The 17,423-nt window shown below is 65.0% G+C and carries 6 protein-coding genes and 1 pseudogene; 3 read left to right on the top strand and 4 right to left on the bottom strand.

Features of this window, described 5'->3' with window-relative positions; all coding sequences use genetic code 11:
* Window positions 1-15: 15 nt before the first annotated feature.
* Both glcC and AC3FOF_RS11940 read right to left on the bottom strand, forming a co-directional pair.
* Window positions 16-777 (bottom strand): transcriptional regulator GlcC, encoded by a 762-nt coding sequence (glcC, locus tag AC3FOF_RS11945; RefSeq protein WP_488726682.1) that lies wholly within the window; start codon window positions 775-777, stop codon window positions 16-18.
* 35 nt (window positions 778-812) lie between these two features.
* Window positions 813-1,099: pseudogene (locus tag AC3FOF_RS11940) on the bottom strand (transposase); the annotation flags it as partial.
* Between the two features lie 536 nt (window positions 1,100-1,635).
* Here AC3FOF_RS11940 and AC3FOF_RS11935 point away from each other — a divergent pair.
* The 3 genes from AC3FOF_RS11935 (at window position 1,636) to AC3FOF_RS11925 (ending at window position 3,200) form a co-directional block, all read left to right on the top strand.
* Window positions 1,636-2,223: a TetR/AcrR family transcriptional regulator gene (locus AC3FOF_RS11935; protein WP_488726681.1), complete on the top strand. Its 588-nt coding sequence runs from the start codon at window positions 1,636-1,638 to the stop codon at window positions 2,221-2,223.
* Window positions 2,224-2,285: 62 nt separating this feature from the next.
* On the top strand, window positions 2,286-2,573 hold the full coding sequence (locus AC3FOF_RS11930; protein ID WP_488726680.1) for a YciI family protein: 288 nt from the start codon (window positions 2,286-2,288) through the stop codon (window positions 2,571-2,573).
* A gap of 21 nt (window positions 2,574-2,594) precedes the next feature.
* The gene (locus AC3FOF_RS11925; RefSeq protein ID WP_488726679.1) at window positions 2,595-3,200 is read left to right on the top strand and encodes a DNA-3-methyladenine glycosylase I; all 606 of its coding nucleotides are present in this window, start codon (window positions 2,595-2,597) and stop codon (window positions 3,198-3,200) included.
* Between the two features lie 522 nt (window positions 3,201-3,722).
* On the opposite strand, the gene AC3FOF_RS11920 is transcribed toward AC3FOF_RS11925, so the two are convergent.
* Window positions 3,723-4,349: an RNA polymerase sigma factor gene (locus AC3FOF_RS11920; protein WP_488726678.1), complete on the bottom strand. Its 627-nt coding sequence runs from the start codon at window positions 4,347-4,349 to the stop codon at window positions 3,723-3,725.
* A gap of 32 nt (window positions 4,350-4,381) precedes the next feature.
* The gene (locus AC3FOF_RS11915; protein WP_488726677.1) at window positions 4,382-17,236 is read right to left on the bottom strand and encodes a filamentous hemagglutinin family protein; all 12,855 of its coding nucleotides are present in this window, start codon (window positions 17,234-17,236) and stop codon (window positions 4,382-4,384) included.
* Window positions 17,237-17,423: the final 187 nt, after the last annotated feature.

The raw sequence follows: 17,423 nt of genomic DNA, 5'->3' as shown, positions 1-17,423 counted from the left end.
CCGCCGCCGTCATTCTCAACCCTTGGGCCGGATCGTCGCCCGCACCAGACCTTGCTCCTCTGCCTCGATTTCCCGGAGGCAGGCGATCGTGGTGTCGATATGCGCGCTCGCGATCTTTCGCGCCTGCTCGGATTGTCTGCCCATCACGGCCTGATAAAGACGGGAATGTTGCCTATCGATCACTCGCTTTTCCGCCTCGCGGTGATACAGGTTGTTGACGGACGCGAAAACCGAACTCAATAGCAGATCGGTGATGGAACTCAGCATGTGCATTAGCACCGGGTTGTGCGATGCCTCACAGATCGCCAGATGGAAGGCATGGTCCAGCCGCGCATGGGTCGATTCATCCGAGCTAACCTCGTTGGCCGCAATCATTGCCTCGTAGCGGCGGGTGATCAGCGCGAAGTCCGCCTGCGTTCCGCGGAGCGCGGCAAGACGCGCAGATTCGGCCTCCAGCATCTCCCGTACTTCGAAGATATCGAAGAGGGCTCTCGGTTGGGAGCCAAGCAGATGCATCATCGGCGAGAGCGAAGGCTGCGTTGTGAGTGCCGCAACGAACGATCCACGACCATGCGTTGTGTCGATGATACCGCGCGTACGCAACACCCTCAGCCCTTCTCGCACAGCGGACCGCGAAACGTCCAATCTGGTGGACAGGCGGCGCTCCGAAGGCAGCGCTTGCCCCGGTTTCAATACACCATCGACAATCATGCTCTCGATGCGTTCAGCAACCACATCTGCGATTTGCGACCCGCGTTCCTGATTGTCTTCGTGCATAGCGTGCCTCACTGGTCAGACCACTTTTATTCGGTTCAAGGAGGAATCCCGGGAAAGGCTGCCCGGATCTCGAGGAAGAAGCAATCCGCGTCGGGATAGCCGTAGACACGACGCTTAATGACCTTGATGGTGTTGTTGATGCACTCGACCACGCTCGTGTTCAACGGGTGCCGGCACCCGGCGATGATGCCGTACCAGTAGGCCTTCCGGCGCCGGGAGAACGACTCGATGGCTGGAATTCGGCTCTGGCGGGCCTATTCACACCAGCTTTCCCAAACCTTCTGTGCGGATCCTGGGCGACGAATTACCACACTCGCTTGAGTAACGCAAGCGCGCCTCCCCACGTCACGCTGCACACGGGTGTATTCGGCTCAGGGTCACCAGAGTTTTCTCGAGACATTGATCGCCAGCTGCCCCGAAGGCCAGCAGATCGTCTCTGCTGCCGCTTCGGGGCGATTTTCAACTGAGCCGCATTCCGCGTTGAGCGACTGTTACAGCCAAATAGTGTCGTACTTGGGCCAATTAGAACTGTCGTAGCGCTTGCCGGCCCTGGCAAGCTGGCAGCCTTGCCGCCAAGCAAGGAGCGCGATCATAGGCCGACCCGACACGATCACCATGAGCATGCGGGAACTGGATCGGTACAAGGTCATTGAGGCCGTCGTGCAGGACGGCCTGATGGTCTGGCGCGCCGCCGAGGCGCGACCTCTCGAGTGACAGCTTCCAAGGTGCCGCCCGTCACCTGTCTCCAGACCCTCCGCACTGAACGTTTCACGCTTGCCACCGTAGGACAGTTGCCCTAGAATTACCCACGCACGAATAGGACAATTGCCCTAATTCCGTTGGAGGAAACAGGAACTTATGGGTACGCGCGAACAGATCATAGATACCGCGAATCGACTGTTCTACGAACGGGGCTACGAGTCGACTTCGTTCGCCTCGATCGCCGAAGCGGTTGGGATCTCCCGAGGTAATTTTTATTACCACTTCAGAACGAAGGACGAAATTCTTGAGGCAGTCATTCAGGCGCGCCTCAAGAACACGCGCAAGATGCTGGCCTGCTGGCACGAAAGCGCGGCTACACCGCTGGAGCGGATTCGCCGATTTGTACAGATCGTGGTCACCAATCGCGAAGACATCGAGAACTACGGATGCCCGGTTGGAACTCTGACCAACGAGCTGGCCAAGCTGGATCATCCTGCGCGCGCTCAAGCAGTCGGCATTTTTGAGGTTTTCCGCACTTGGCTGCGTGAGCAATTCGAAGCGCTTGGCCGCCCGGCAGAGGCGGACGACCTCGCATTGCATGTCCTGATGTTCAGCCAGGGCGTCGCCACCTTATCGAATGCTTTTGGTGAGCGCGATTACGTACAGCGAGAAGTGAACCGGCTTGACGCTTGGCTCGCCCTTCAGTTTCGTGACGCAAGCGCCGCGCCGATTGGCGATCAATGACGATCAGGCATATCCCAGCACATCCACTTCCCCTTGCCAAGGGCTTCACAAGGAGAACCCGCATGTATGTTGTTCTGCTTCGCTTCTCTACCAACAAGGCCAAGGCGCCCGAGCACATGGCCGCGCATCGCGAATGGATCCAGAGGGGCGTCGATGATGGGGTCTTTCTCCTCGTCGGTAGCATTCGCTCGGGGCAAGGCGGCGCCGTTCTGGCCGCCGACTCGTCGGCCGAGGCGCTGCAATCCCGCGTCGACGGAGATCCGTTTGTCGTCTACGACATCGTCAAGGCCGAGATCATCGACATTGCCCCTAACATCACCTCCCCTGAGCTGGCGTTTCTGGCCAATTAACGAAACGAGGAGGATGACCGCATGCATCTCTATATGGCACCCGATGGGCGCCCACGGTGTGGTTGGGCCGGCTCCGCTCCCGAGTTTCTCGACTATCACGACAAGGAGTGGGGTTACCCTGTGACGGACGACATTCGGCTGTTCGAAAAGATCAGCCTCGAAGGTTTCCAGTCGGGATTAAGCTGGCGAACAATCCTCGCCAAGCGGGACAACTTCCGCAAGGCCTTTGCTGGCTTCGACTTTCACATTGTCGCCGGCTATGACCAGAGCGACGTCGAACGACTCCTGGGTAACCCGGGAATTGTCAGGCACAGAGGCAAGATAGAGGCTGTGATCAACAATGCTCGCAAGGCCATCGAGCTTCAGACCGAGGCAGGTTCTCTTGCCAGCTTCTTCTGGCGGTACGAGCCCATGCCCGATCAAGTGGGGATGCCACAGAGTGCGTCGACGTCTCCCGCCTCAATCGCACTGTCCCGGGAACTGAAACGGCGAGGTTGGAAATTCGTCGGACCCACGACAATATTCGCTTTCATGCAGGCCATGGGCCTTATCAACGATCATGCTCATGGCTGCATCATTCGCGCCGAGGTAGCTGCAAAGCGAGGCGACTTTACTCCGGCTAAATAACGACGATGCATCGTCTCGACAATGGGCTGATCGAATGAGCGATTGTTGGTCGGAGTGGCCGTTTGTACGTCCATGGGACAGTACGCGTTGATGACTCATTCTGGCCCGACCTTGGCCGTTACCCGAGCGGTAGCCTCCGACCGGCGAAAAGCGCCCCTGAACTTCCTGGCCGATTCGAGACACCTTGATGAGCGCTTCCGAGCTACAGCCCCTGCTCACCCGCGCGGCACTGCGGTCAACCGAAAGCACGCGGACATTTTAGCTTTGCCGACGGTGGCTGAGCCGCCCCACCCTGCGTTAGCCTCGGCCGTCTCCGCCCAGCACCACCGCCCCACGGCCAACCCCAGAAAGACGTCAACCCCGCACAAAAAGCACGCTCGCACCGACATTTGAATTTAGCTGGCGCTACGACCTTTCAAGACCGCCTAGACAACGATTTGTAAGGGCCAAATCAGAATGTCCGGCATTGCGGCGGCACGTCTTGGACCGACACCAAGACAGGCAGTCAGACTCTTCGAGAAATCAATCATGAGTACTGAATTCATGCAGGTGGCCAGGCATCGCCGGTGCATCCGCATGGCGTGCAGCGCTTCCTGCTGACAGTGCTGTGCGCGCATTTGAGGATCGTCGCATCTTCGGCAAGGCGCGACGGGGTGAACTGACGCCGCCTCTGACCGGATGTCCCATATGCACGCCGCAGTAGTCCAAGGCCTGACGCAGCACCGTATCGACGCTGCGGAGCGAAATGCGGTGGCGCTCCGCGACTTCCTGGCGGCTCAATCCCTCCACCCGCAGGTTCATCAGCACGCCACGATGGCGATGCGGCAGGCTCTCCAGTACGCCATCGAGGGCTTCCAGGTTGGCGCGCAGTTCGATCATGACGTCGAGTCCCGGCGACGGGTCCGTCAACTGTTCGAGTTCCGTCGCGGCATCGCTGACGAAGGACCATGGCCGCCGCTGGCGGAACCGGTCCGTAGCCAGGTTGCACGCCACGCGGTACACGTAGGCTTCCGGGCTCAGGAGCGTGGCCACGGCACGCATGTCTCCCAAACGCAACCAGGCATCATGCAGGCACTCGCCGGCCAGATCGGGACAGCCAAGATGCCGAATCAGACGACGGCGCAGGCGATCGTAGTTCTCGACCAGCACCTCGCGCAGGACAACACGGCTAGCTCCGTCCATCATCGGTCTTGCTGCAGACGCCGGCGTTCATCGTCGGTCAGGCGCGAGAGCACGTCGGGATTGAAGTTGCGTCCATGCCCAACGTATTGCACCCTGTTCTTCGGATCGTAGGACGGGGCATCCGACTGCAAGCCGGGGCGTGCCGGCACATTGACTCCGCCACCTTCGGCAGGCGCCTGCGCCTCGTTGCCCGCATCGAGCATCCGTACCGTGAAGATCGACGGCAAGGCCTGGCGCGCCGCCGAGCGCTCCCGTTGCACGGCGTCTTGTGCCGCGTTTGCGGCTTGCGACGATGCGGCGCTCGCATTGGTCAACGCCCCAACATTCACTGCGGCTACGGTCGGGATGCCCGCCGACTCGCCCTTGACCTGGATATTGGCCGCATTGACGACCTGAAGCGCAGCGAGATTCACGTTACCCGACACACGGATGCCGGCCTCGCCCGCATCGATGGTGCCCAACGGCGCGATCAGGTCCACGTCGCCGGCGGGGACTTCGGCGAGCGGCGCCAGCGTTGCGATACCCGCGCCTGAACTCGGAGCCTGCGGGGAAATCGCAACGTTGCCCACGTCGTCGTAGGCCAGCTTCGGCGGCGTGAACAGTACCGTGGTCTTCGAGCCGCGCCCCGCGTTGATGTCGCCCCGTTCCGACCAGGCGAGGATGCTGCCGCCGAAGGTCGTCATGATGCGGGACAGTCCCAGCAGCAGGCTGCCTTCGCTGAACAGACGGATGTCGCCCCTCCCCTGCGTCATCACGCCGGACGTGCTCGGCGGCACCTGGCCCTGCACGCCGACGACGATCTTGCCGCCCGGGGCCAGCATGTCGATGTTGCCGCCGAAATTGGTGCGCACCCCCGATCCACCGAACATCGTGATGTCGCCAATGCGCGCGGTCTCGCGGCCGTTGGCATCCGTGTCGGGGAACAGCGTCGCGATCATCTCGCGGCCGCGCAGGTATGAGCCCACCCGGCTGCTTGCCGGGTTGTTGTACTCGCGGCCACCTTCGCGCAGCTCCGCGTAGTACACCTCGCGCAAGAAGACCCGTTGCTGCTCTGGCGCCAGTCCGTCGAAATACGCCAGCGCTTCGGGGGTGCCGCCGACGAATCCGTAGCGTGCCTTCAGCCACGCGGCCAGTTCCGCTTCGTAGGTCTTGACGGCGCGACCCGGCTGGTCTACCAAGGGCCGCCCGGCGTCGGCGCGATTCGCCGGATCGAGGTAGCGCGCGCGGATCGCCGACATGTCCAGGCCTGCGGCGCCGGCGCCCGCCATCAAGGCGATGGCGGCGCCGGGCCGAGTGTCGCCAGGCACGATCGGCCCGATGGACGTGATGCCGCCACGGTCTTCCTGCAGCAGGTTGCGGCCGGCGGAGACTTCGAGCGTGCCGGGGCCTGCAACCTCGAAATTGGCATAGAGGATGTCGCGGCCGGCAGAAACGACCGAGACGTCGTTGGCGTTGGTGTGGACGATGAGGTTGCCGCGCATCGCAACGCCACCGAGATCCACATCCCCCTGGGTCGTGTGGCCCGGCGCGTCGCCGGTATTGACGATATCCCGCGCGGCCTTGATACGGACCGGCGCCGCGGCGTTGTACCAGGTCGCCGCGCTGTTGGGCAACGCCGCCGTCTCGCCGGTCTTCAGGCCAACGATGTCGCCGCCGGCAGCGTAGAAGCGGATCGGTGGCGCATCGACTGCGCGAGCAAGCACCCGCTCGGCGGAATTGGGGCCGAAGGCAAAAAGCGTCGGGCCGATGTTGTTCAATCCTCCGCCAGACAGGTTCGAAACGCGCATGTCACCGGTGCCGAGGTCCATCCCCACGAAAGCGGGATTGAACGGCGATGGCAAGGCGATCCCCGCCCCCGACATGTTGATCGAGTACTGGCCTGCGTAGATCGACCCGCCCGCAAGCATCTCCAGCACCCCTGTGGCGGAGGGCGCGAGGGTCACGCCAGTGGAGAGCCTGTCGATAATTCTCGATTGCGGGGGCAGCGCCGCGTAGCCGTAGTACAGACTCCCCGTCAGGGCCGCGGCCCGGAAGATCGAAGGATAGACAATCCATCCGTCCGGAGACGCGATACGAATCAGGCCGTCAGCAACGCCCCGGGTTTCCACGGTCGGTGTCATGTTGCCGCCGGCAGACACCAGGTTGAGCGCCGTGTGAGCGGTCCAGAGCGAGAACCATCCGTTCCCGCCGCCTTGGTAAGGGGTGCCGTTCACGGCAAAGGCGGCACTATTCGGCATGGTGGTGCGCCCCGGATCGGCCGCGGCACCCAAGACCAGATCGCCCAGCGAGCGCAGATAGATTGCCGAGTCTCCCGGGATGAGACTGATGGCACCCTTGGGCGTGCCAGTCGTCGCCGTGAACGGATCGATGCCGCGCGGGTCCGTCAGGTCGGGGAGTCCGTTGCTGCGCGCGCTGTATTCCAGGCCCACGCTGCCTATGGACCCTGCGCTGACCTGCGTGGCACCGCGCAGATTCGCGACTGCGCCGGTCAATGCGAGTTTTTCCACGCCCACGGTGATATCCCGGCTCGCGTTGAGCGCGCCGGCAATGCGCATGTCGATATCGCCGCCCCCGGTCAGCGTGAGCGCGCCGTCGGCACCGACCCGCCCTGTACTGCCCACCGCGACCATCAGGCCTGTGCTTCGGTCGTAGGCCATCGGCGCCGTACTCTGGAGCCCGTGCCAATCGGTCACGCCCGCCTCGCCGCCGACACGGATGCTGACGTCGCCGCCGCCCAGTGCGCCGATCCCGGTGAAGCCTGTCAACCGGGGCGCCGTGATGGTGTTCGATGCGCGCACGGGATCCGCAATGTAGGTGCCGAAGTTGATCCACCAGGCCACCGGGATGGCGGTGTCGATCCGCGCCGTGCCCGAGCCCTGCCGCCAGAGCCAGTTGCCCGTCATCAAGCTTGTCGACGAGGCGCCGGAGAGATCGCCGGTCAGGTTCCCGCCGGCGGCAATCCGCACGTTGCCGCCTTGCGTCGGATACCAGGCCCGGTACGTTGCGAGGCTGCTGTCATAGTCGAGTTGTTCGGGCTGCAGGCCGATCACCGTGCCATCGGCCTGCCTGCCACGTGCGGCGGTGTAGGCGGCATCGACGGCCGTTGCCGACCCGGCGGTATAGACACCGTAGAGCGAATGCATGCGGATGTCGCCGGCGGCAATCATCTCCAGGTCGCCGGTGCCGGTCCGCACCACACTGAAGGCACGCATGGCCGGGTCGCGGGAGGTGATGATGGGCGGACCACTAGACGCCTTGTAGCACATGCTGGGTTCCACCTCGCACCAGCCCAGATCGGCTTCGGATACCGTCGAGTCTGCCTCGTAGAAGAACCAGTTGTCCGCAGTCCACTTCCAGACATCTCCGCTCTTGACCGTGGCGCCCATGACGTAGTGGGTGTCACCCAGGCGTATGGCACCGTTTGAGGCCGGATTCAAGGCGCGGCGATCGGCGGAGCCGAGATCGGCGCCGGCCACCATCTGCAAATCCCATGACGTGGCGCCCGCGCCCAACATTGGAGCGACGGCCCAGTTGCGCCCCTGCCTGTCGTCGACTGTGGGACGTAGATCAACACGCGCGTCGCCCGGCAATTCCACCCATGACATGGAAGGAATCAGCGATCCCCGCGCCAGATCGATCTGGCGGGTGGTTGTCATTTCCACCGGCAGCGCAACCCCCTTGGGCCACGTCAACGCTGCGACGTTGGCAGGCAGACGCAGTGCGGTTCCTGCCCCGAGCCGCATGTCAGGCGTGAGCGTTACCGTCGCCGACAATACCGTACCGGCCGCATAGGCGATGGACCCATCGGCGTTGTAGATGTTCGCCGCCACCACCGTACCTGCGGCCAGGTTCAATGCGCCGGCAAGAATCGCGTCCACGGGCAGCACCGTGCCCGGCGGCAGCGTCATCGCGCCCACGGGGACGTTGTAGTTCAGGGTGGAACCGGCCGGAAAGCGCGTGCCGATATCGAGCGACACGCCGTCGATCGGTATGACCACGTCGCCACCGAACCGATAATTCCCACCCAAGGTATAACGCTCCTCGGTCAACACCCATCCCTTGTCGTCGGGGGTGCCCGCCGGCGGCGCAAAGCCATCGTTGACGCTGCCGTAGATGTTGAGATTGCTGCCCGCGCGGATCACCAGTGCACCCGGTTCGCCGTAACCGCGCCGGGTCGGATCGCCGCGGTTGGCGTCGGGGCCGTAACGGTAACCGGACAAGTCCAGATCGCCCACGATCGTGAGGTCGCCGTGCGGATTCGTCAGGCGATTGCTGACAATCTCCACACCGGGCCGCAGGTGGTAACCGCCCAGGCCCGCGAGCCGGCTGCCAAGCGCGCCATTGCTCAGCGCGGCATTCATGAAGGCCTGGTTGTCCGCATCGATGCCCGGGCGATAGGTACCATTGATGTAGGTACCGTCGAAGTACGCCTGCGTGATGAGTTGCGGCCGGTATCCCGACACATCGGGCTGGTCGGCCAGCGGCGCGTTGTCATAGGTACGGAAGGCGTTCACCGCGATGGTTTTTGCGCCGGCAATGGCGGGGGTGCCAAGGACCGCCACCGCAACATCGTTGGCGCCGTTGCCCGAGACATCGACGGAACCGTCGGCCGCGACACCCGTGCCGCCCCGGCGCGCAGCGTTGAGCGACAGCGTGCCGCGCGCAACGCCGTCATTGCCTTGCGTCGCCTCGGTGCCGGCACGCAGATCGATACGGGCGTTCGCGCCCAGCGTCAGCGTGCCCTGCTGCGCTGTCAGGTCGACGATGGCGCGATTCGGGCTGTCGATGATCTTGCCGTAGCTATCCACCCGCAATCCCGAGCCGTGGGCATCGAGCGTACCGTTGATGGTCAAATCCCCCTTCGCTGCCAGACGGATCGTGCCGACCTGTGCGCCGGCGGCGTCGATATGGCCGTTCACCGTCAGGTTGCCACCGTCCACGACAATCGACACTTCGCGGGCCTTTACGCCATCGCCCGCCGTCAGGTCGCCCTGCCGGATCTGGAAGCGGCGCGCGCCGAACACGCCGCCATCGTTCAGGCGACGATTCAGGCTGGCGAAATCGCCCAGGGTCTGCGCCCGCACGGTCAGTTCCGCCCCGTCATAAGGCACGAATGTGCCGCCCGCGTCGTAGCTGCCGCTGCTCTGCCCTCGGATCGCGCCGGCCAGATCGACATGGCCAGCACCGGCGCCCAGCGCAGTCGCTTCGACCGTGCCGCCGCGATTGTCGCGGGCGGAAACGTCGATGACACTGCCTGCGGCCTGCGTGATGTTGCCCGTCGCGCTGGAGAGAACGAGGTCGCCGCCCCAGCTGTATTTCCGGACATCGAACATGGCGATTTCGCGGCCGGCCAGATCGATGCGCGAAACCGCACCCAGCGCGAGATCGTTGGCCGCCTTCAGGACCAGGCGCCCTGAAGGCAGCACAACGGTGCCGTCCACCCGGATGTTCCGCCCCTTGAGCTCCAGCGTTGCACCCAGTGCATCGGCGGCGGCCGTCGTACGCGCGCCTTCCGGCGCGGCGACCACAATGTCGCCGCCGGCCACGATCCGTGTCTTCGAGCCGGCCTGCCCCGTCAGGCGCGACGCGACGATATCAAGGTTGCCGCCGTCGTAGGCGTAGCCTTCACCCGGTGCGTACACGCCCTGTCGATGGTAGACCGACAAGGCACCTTTGCCGTTGGACGTGACGCCGTCTGCGGCCGCCAGCCTGACGTCGGCAAATCCCAGCGCGAGGCGCGCATCTGTCGTCGTGCCGCTGGCCTGCGCATAGGGCCCCTGCCCCAGCACGATGGATCGGGCACCGATGTCGAGCCTGCCGTCGCCCAAAGCGCCCGCCATGACGGCACCCGGCACGGCGTCCGAGCCCGTCCAGATGAACTCCCCCGCGCGAATCGATGCCACATCACCCGCCGTGCCATAGCCATAGATGGCAGGGGTGCCGAGCACCAGCCGATTGAGGCTGGAGGCATCGAGGCTGGTCGTGCCGTAGATGTTGACCGCATCCCGGGCATTGAGGGTCAATGTTTCCAGTGCGGGGGCGCCGTCGGCGGTGTTGCCGGACAGGAGTTGGTTGAGCTTGCCCTGATTGAGCACCAGGCCGCTCGGCAAGCGTCCGGCAGCGCCGGCGGCCGCAATGCCGGCATCCTCGCCCAGATTGATCGCGGCCAGTGCCAGCGAGAGGTTGCGCGTGCCATAGGAAACGTTAGGTGACAGTGTCAGCGTCCCTCCGGTGGCGACCGCCAGCGTGCCCTCGGACAACAGGCGCGTCGTGCCGTTGCAGCCCGCGCTCACGCAACTGCCGATGTCGATCGGCACCGGCGCGAAATCGTCCAATCCCGGCGGTGCCAGCAGCAGGTTGATCCACCCGTTGGACAAGGCGATCACGCCATTGCCCGTGAATACGTAGCCGGCACGCGAATCGAAGCTTGCGCCACGCCGGCCGAGCGTGCTGATGGATGCGCCCTCCTCGATGAGCATCGATCCGCCGTAGTAGGAAGGCGGGCTCGCCAGCACGATGTCAGCCGCCGACAGATTCACACCGCTGCGTATGATCAGACGGCTGCCATAATCGCCGGCAATTCCTGCAATGCGGCCCCGCTGCCCGTAGTTCGTGGCGATGCTGCCATTGAGCACCAGACGCGCCGCCCCCAGCTTGCTCAGTTCGTTGTCATGGACCGATGCCCCCGCCAATCCGTCGGCGGCGCGCTGCCCGGACGCCAGGACTTCGCCGAGGTTGTGGACGTTGACCGTGCCGTCGAAACTTCCGCTCCCGGCTTGCGCGCTCTGGCGCAGTTCGCCGTCGAAGGTCAGACTGGTGCGTACCGGGTCCTGGTCCGTCGGTTTGGTCAGAACGATGTCGAGCGTTTTCGCGTCCGTGGTCAACATGCCGCGCAAAAAGCCGAGCCGCGCTGCGTCCGCCAGCACGAAAGCGTTGTAGCCGGTCGGGTCGTAGCCCGAATGGATGCTCACCTTCTCCGCCGGCGTGACGATGACCTGCCGCGGCAGTGCATCGCGAATCGACGTGTTGGCAACGCTGCGGTAGCCAGCCGTGATGTAGGAGCCGTCGCCGGTGCCGACCACGTTCGCGCTTCCGATGCGCGCCGCCGCGCCGATTTCCACCCGGAACGCACCGGGCAACAGCGCATAGGTCGAGGGCATCAGTGTATAAGTGCCGGCCGGCAAACCGGGCACCCCTTCCGGCACGGTGATCTGCTGCCCGACACCCGGCATGCCGAATCCCGCTTCGGCTGCCACGGGCGCATAGCGCGCCGAGCTGCCCGGGACGATCGCGTAGACCGTGTTGCCGGCGTTGCTGTAAGTGTTCGCGGGGTTGGCATTGAACAGGGGGGTTGTCAGGATATTGACCGAGCCGCCACGTCCGGCGACAAATCCCGCGCCGGTCAGCGTGCCGCCGCCCGACAGATCGAGAATCGCGCCGGCTTGCGCGTCGACATGGCTGCCGTTGAGCTGGATGCCTTGTTGCGCGATGTTACCCACGCCGGTCAGCTTGACGGCCTGGCCCGCGTAGAGATAGTTCAGGCCGTCGGCCGTGCCACCGTAAGGCATCGTCAACCCTGCGGCACTCACCGACGTAATGCTGCCCGGAAGCAGAATCACGCGGTCCGTCCTCACCGGATGACTATTTGCCCCCAGGAACACCAACCCCAGCGGGGCGCGTACGATGCCGCCCTGTTCAACGGTCTCCGCGCCCAGCGCGATGCTGCCGAATACCGAATTCGGCAAGGGGACGTCACCCTCGCCATAACGGCGCACCGCCAGCACGCTGCCGACGGCATACTCCCCACCGATGCCGGTATACGGATCGAGTCGCGTAAAGCCGGCTGTGATCTTTCCGCCGTCCCCGGTTCCCGGATAGAGCTGCGCGGCGGTCAACAGTATGTTGCCCGGCGTCGTCAAGCCACCGTGAAGCAAGCGTATGTCGCCGCGACTGGTGAGTTCAACGGACGCGAAACCGCGCCGGTCCACCGTGTCGCGCGCGATGACCTGGTTGACCTCGTTGAACGTGCCGAAGCCCACCTCGTCACGGATGTCGATCAGGTCGGCCAGCACCGAGAACGTCCCGTCGCCGGGTTGTCGCGACGGGCTGTTGAACCAGTGGGCCGACGGCATTGTCATGCCGTCCATGGTGACGCGGCGCGTCGCGCCGGCCAGTCGCACGTAGGGCGCGGACAGGGACGCCGTCGCACCGGGCACCGCGTTCTCGCCGTGCGCGTAGGTTCCCGTGTACATGCGCAAGCTCTGGTTCATGTGAAGCGCGACGTTGCCATCGAAGCTCAGCGGCCCGTCGACCAGCAGGGAGAGATTGTCGAATCCGCCCGCCTCGAGGCGGTCGACGCCGAGCCTCGCCGTGCCGGTATGCAGGACCTGCTTCGCCTGCGTCGGATTCGCCACTGCCATGGCAGCGCTGTCGCCCTGCACTTGTGCCAGCACCCACTCGCGATGCCGCAAGACATCCCCTTTGGTGGTCAGCCTCGGATAGAAATCCGATGCCAGTGCAAGCGCCAATGTCCCGCCTGCGGCGCCTGCCCCACCGGCCACCGCGCGCAACGTGCCGTCCAGATACAAGCCGTGACTGGACTTCAGGATGATCGAGCCGCCGGGGCTCGCCACCGTCACTGGCGCCGCGGATGCGCTGTTGCCCCCGAGATCCAGCTCCGCTTGCGTGCCCGACGCGTCGAGACGCGCACCGGCGCGAACGACGACGAATGCATTGGCCGCATTGCCGTCGCCCTTCTCTTCCCAGTCCAGCGCACCGCCAATGCTGATCGTGCCGCCGTCGGCGACGCGTCCATAGCGCCGTCCTGCGGCGTCCTGCGCAACGGCGGCGCGTGCCGCGACATCGAGTTCGGCATGATCGCCGATCCAGATCATCCCGGCCTTCTCCACGATGGCACTGCCGCCGCCAATCGCAATGGCACCGCCCGGGGCGCTGAGCTTGCCATCGACCGTGATATCGCTGGCCGTCAGCGTGATCGACTGACCGGGATCGACGGTGATCGCTGCACCGGTGCGGATGTCGATCGCCCCGCTGGGGAGGGAAGACCTGCCTGATCCGACGGTCGATTGCAGCACGAGACTGGCGCCGCCACGCTGCGTGAGCACCCCTTGCGCCGGATTCTCGCGCCATATCGGCGGCGTCCAGAGTTCCAGCGCGCCCGCGCTGCTGCCGCCGGTTGGCACCGCTTGCGCGGCATCCGAAAAGCGATAGACCGGCATCCGGACATCGAGCCTGGCATCGTCGGCCACGATCACGCCGAGGTGCCCGTCGACCTGGTAGCGGGAGAACCCCGACTGGAAGACGCCGGCGTCGAGCGAAACGCTGGGCTTGGCGGTCACCGCCTGGTTGAATACCGATCCTGCGGCAACCCGGGTGCCGCTGGCAATCGTGACGTCGGCCGGTGCCGACTTGCCGGCCGTCACCGTGACGGTTTCCGGATAGATGAGAAAGCCGTTCGGAAACACGCTCGCCGGCACGATGTAGTCCGACGGGAAAGCGTTGTACGTTGTGAGCCGCTGGATGATCGATCCCGCCGGGATAATGACAGCGGGTCCGTCACCTGCCCTGTGGCCGCGAAACACGCGGTCTTTCCCGTTGACCGTCGCGGATACGACATAGAAGGTCGCCGGGGCGCTATTGGGAACGTCGGGAAGCTGCCAGTCCGCCCCAAGCGTGACCGCGTAGGCACCGCTGATGACCGGCTCCGTGCCCACCGCTTCTCCCGGCATCGCACGCGTACGCTGATACGTGTAATCCACCGGCAGGATATCGCCTGCCCGGATCTGGTAGTCCTGCAACAGGATCAGGTCGATGGGCGCCACCTTGCCCGCCTCCAGCACGTTGCCGGTGCCGAGCACCTGGCCGCCGACCACGATCCCGGTACCCGACGACACCTTGAGCGTGCCACCGCCGTTGACCCCGTAGCCGCGAATATCGCCGTCAATCGTGAGCAGGCCACGCAACGCCGGCCCGCCGCCCTGCATGTCTGACGCCAGGGTGACATCGCCGCCGCGGCCGCCGCGCGTCTTGCCGTTGGCCAGGATGGCGGCGCCCGAGGACACGTCGATCCGGGCCTCGGATGCCAGTGTCACGTCGCCGGAACTCTGGATCGACACCTTGCCGCCGTCGAGATACGGCAGGCCGCTGGCGCTGCCGGGGTCGAGCTGAAGATTGCTCCACAGGCCACGGGCATCGAGCGTCACGCCGTTGGCCACCGCCACGTTGACCGGCGAGTTCGCCGGTGTGGGAAGCGGGGCTTCCACAGCACCGTTGAATGTCATGCGGTTCAGTACGTTGCCCAACACGATGGACCCGCCACGGGCCGCAAGATCGGCGTTGACCGAAACCTGCGGTGCATGGAGCGCGATGCTGCCGCCCGCCTCGACCGAAAGCGCACTCCCGACCGTCACCTGCCGGTTGGCCAGCGCCACCACCGCACCGAGGCCGAATCCGTTCAGACGCTCGCTGTCGATGAACAGCGTGTCCTTGCGCACCTGGGGCAGTGCGTCGTCGGGCGTCAGCCCGCCCCCGACGTCGGGCTGCGAGCGGTCGAACACGATACGGTTGAACGTGGGCGCGAGGTTGTGGAAGACGCCCACCGGCCCCACCGTCGCGTCGCTGTTGTAGCCGCTGATATAGCTGCCGAGGACCAGTTGCGCCGCCTGCGCCGCTGCGTTGTGCGACTGCGCGTAGCCGTCCAGCCTGGCATCGCCGCGCGTCACCTGGCGCGCCCCCTGGAATGCTGTCGCGGTGATGTCGCCTTCGAGCACCGCGGCTCCGGTTGCCACCACCAGCCGGCCGGCGTCGCGGCCCACCGTATAGCCGTTCTCCAGCCGATGTGCCGGGCCGATCAGCGGATTGTAGAAGTAGCTCGTGGCCTTCGCGCCCCACCGTGAGTGCGTATCCTCAAAGCCCTTGTACATGCCGGTGAACGCAACATCGGCCGGTGCATTTGACACCTCGTAGAGTCGTCCGTCCGTCCCCTTGAGCCAGCTCTGCCGGATCATGCCGGTCTGCACGTCGAGCGTGCCGCCAGAGAGATTGATGTTCGACCCCTTCAGCGCAACCAGTTCCCCGCCGGAGAAGGTGACACTGCCGCCCTGCGCGGCCCATTCGCCAATGCCGTGCCCCTGCAGGCCAAGGTAGCCGCCGACCTCAAGCAGGCCGCCCGGCGTATACCAGCGCTCCTTGTCGTAGCCTCCCGTGCCGGCGGCCACGCGTATCAGCCGACGCCGGTCAATCCACACGTTGGCGTTGTTGAGCATGGTGCTGTCGCGATTGATCGGCGCGTCGCGCTGCTCATTGCCCTGAACGTTGACCTGCACGTTGTTGGTGGCCATCGCGACCTGTACGGCGACCGCGCCCGACACATCCAGCCGTGCGCCGTCGGCCACGGTGGTGCGGCCCGCATTGCCGGCGCTGACGACAATCTGGCCGCCCGTGGCCAGCGTATTCGAGCCACCGGCGAACAGTACGTTGCCGCCCGAAACGACCTCGATGCGCGACAAATCCCGACGGTCGTCCAACTGCGACAGATTGTCGAATATCCCCAATGTTTCACGAAGCTGCGGGACAATCAACGCATCGCGCTGGGTGTCCAGCGCTGTGCGACCGCTCTTGTCATCGAGCAACACCGCGTTCAGCGCATTGGACGTCACAGTGACGCTGCCAAGCGTGTCACTGGCCGAATTCAACAGGTGAATGGTGCCGCGCGTGTCGACGGTGGTCGTGCTCAGCGCGACACCATCCTGCACCACCTTGCGTCCGGCCAGCGTGATGTCGCCTTCCGGTGCGCTCAGCAGACCGGTGTTGATGACACGCCCCGCCGTACTGCCGGCAATGAACTGCGGTGACACCTCGTTGCCACGTGTGGTGGACCCTTGATTTGTCACCGTGCTCTGGCCGGGCCGCACGATGAAGAAGTCGCCTGCGGCGAGCTGAACCTGGCCGCGATGCGTGGTGATCGCGCCGGCGTTGCTCACCTCATGCCCAACCATCAGAACGTAGCCGCCGCCCTGGGTCACCGAAGCGGGCGTGGCAGTCGTGATCTGCGCGCCGGCGGCGACCGTCACCGCGCCCGCGGCATCGGTAAAGACGGGCGCCAGGCCGTTGCCGACCTTCGCGCTGTGGATGCCGCGGGACCGGAACTGCTCGTCACTGATCTTCGCCGCTGCCGCCACCAGATTGCGCGTGTCGACTTGCGCACTGCCCGAGAACAGGATGCCGTTGCGGTTGACGATCATCACCGTACCGTCGCCCTTGACCTGCCCCTGGATCTGGCTCGGGCGTGCCTGCGGGTCGTTCACGCGATTCAGCACTGCCCAGTCTTTCTGCTGCGCGAATGCCACCGTGGTCTGCTTGCCGACGTTGAAGGTCTCCCAGTTCAGGACGGCGCGATCCGCCGTCTGCGTGATCGCCACCGTCGTCCTGCCGTCCGCCACGGTCTGTTCCGGCGCATTGGCGTTGAGCCAGCCCTGGGTCAGGCTGTTCGTATCGACCTTGAGCCCGCCATCGGTCAAACCGTCGGGCAAAGCAGGATCGTTCCGTGCCGCCTGTCGGGCCGCCGCCTGCAGCGACTGCTGTGCGGCGATCGCCTGCGCTGCAGCGCCGAGGTTGGCGACCGAGCGTTGCAACTGCGCGTTGGCCAGGCGCTGCTGCTCGGAAGGGCTCGTCAAGGTCGAGACCGGCATGCCGTTGGGCAGTCTTCCCGTGACCGCTGCGCTGTTCTGGGCCGCCCCCTTCGCCGTAAACCAGGCGGGACTGAAGGCCTGCTGCGCATGCGCCGAGCCGAACACGCCGCCGGCCGCCAGTGCCGCCGTGATGGCCCGAGCCATCGGAGCCGTGCGCAACACCCGTCTTCCTTGTGACGGATGGCGTGAATTGCCTGTTGCACCCGTTTGCCCGCGTCTGCTCATCTGAAGTCCCGCCCGATAGTTGAGTCGATTCCACTACGGCTGCCCGCCCCGTGTCAGGCAGCCACGCCCGAACGCATCTCCTGTTCGACAGCGCGAAGCACTGACG

The organism is Cupriavidus sp. 96C5-1, assembly GCF_057798855.1.
The sequence above is the reverse complement of the archived record's forward strand: the minus strand, read 5'-3'. Positions and strand labels throughout refer to the sequence as shown.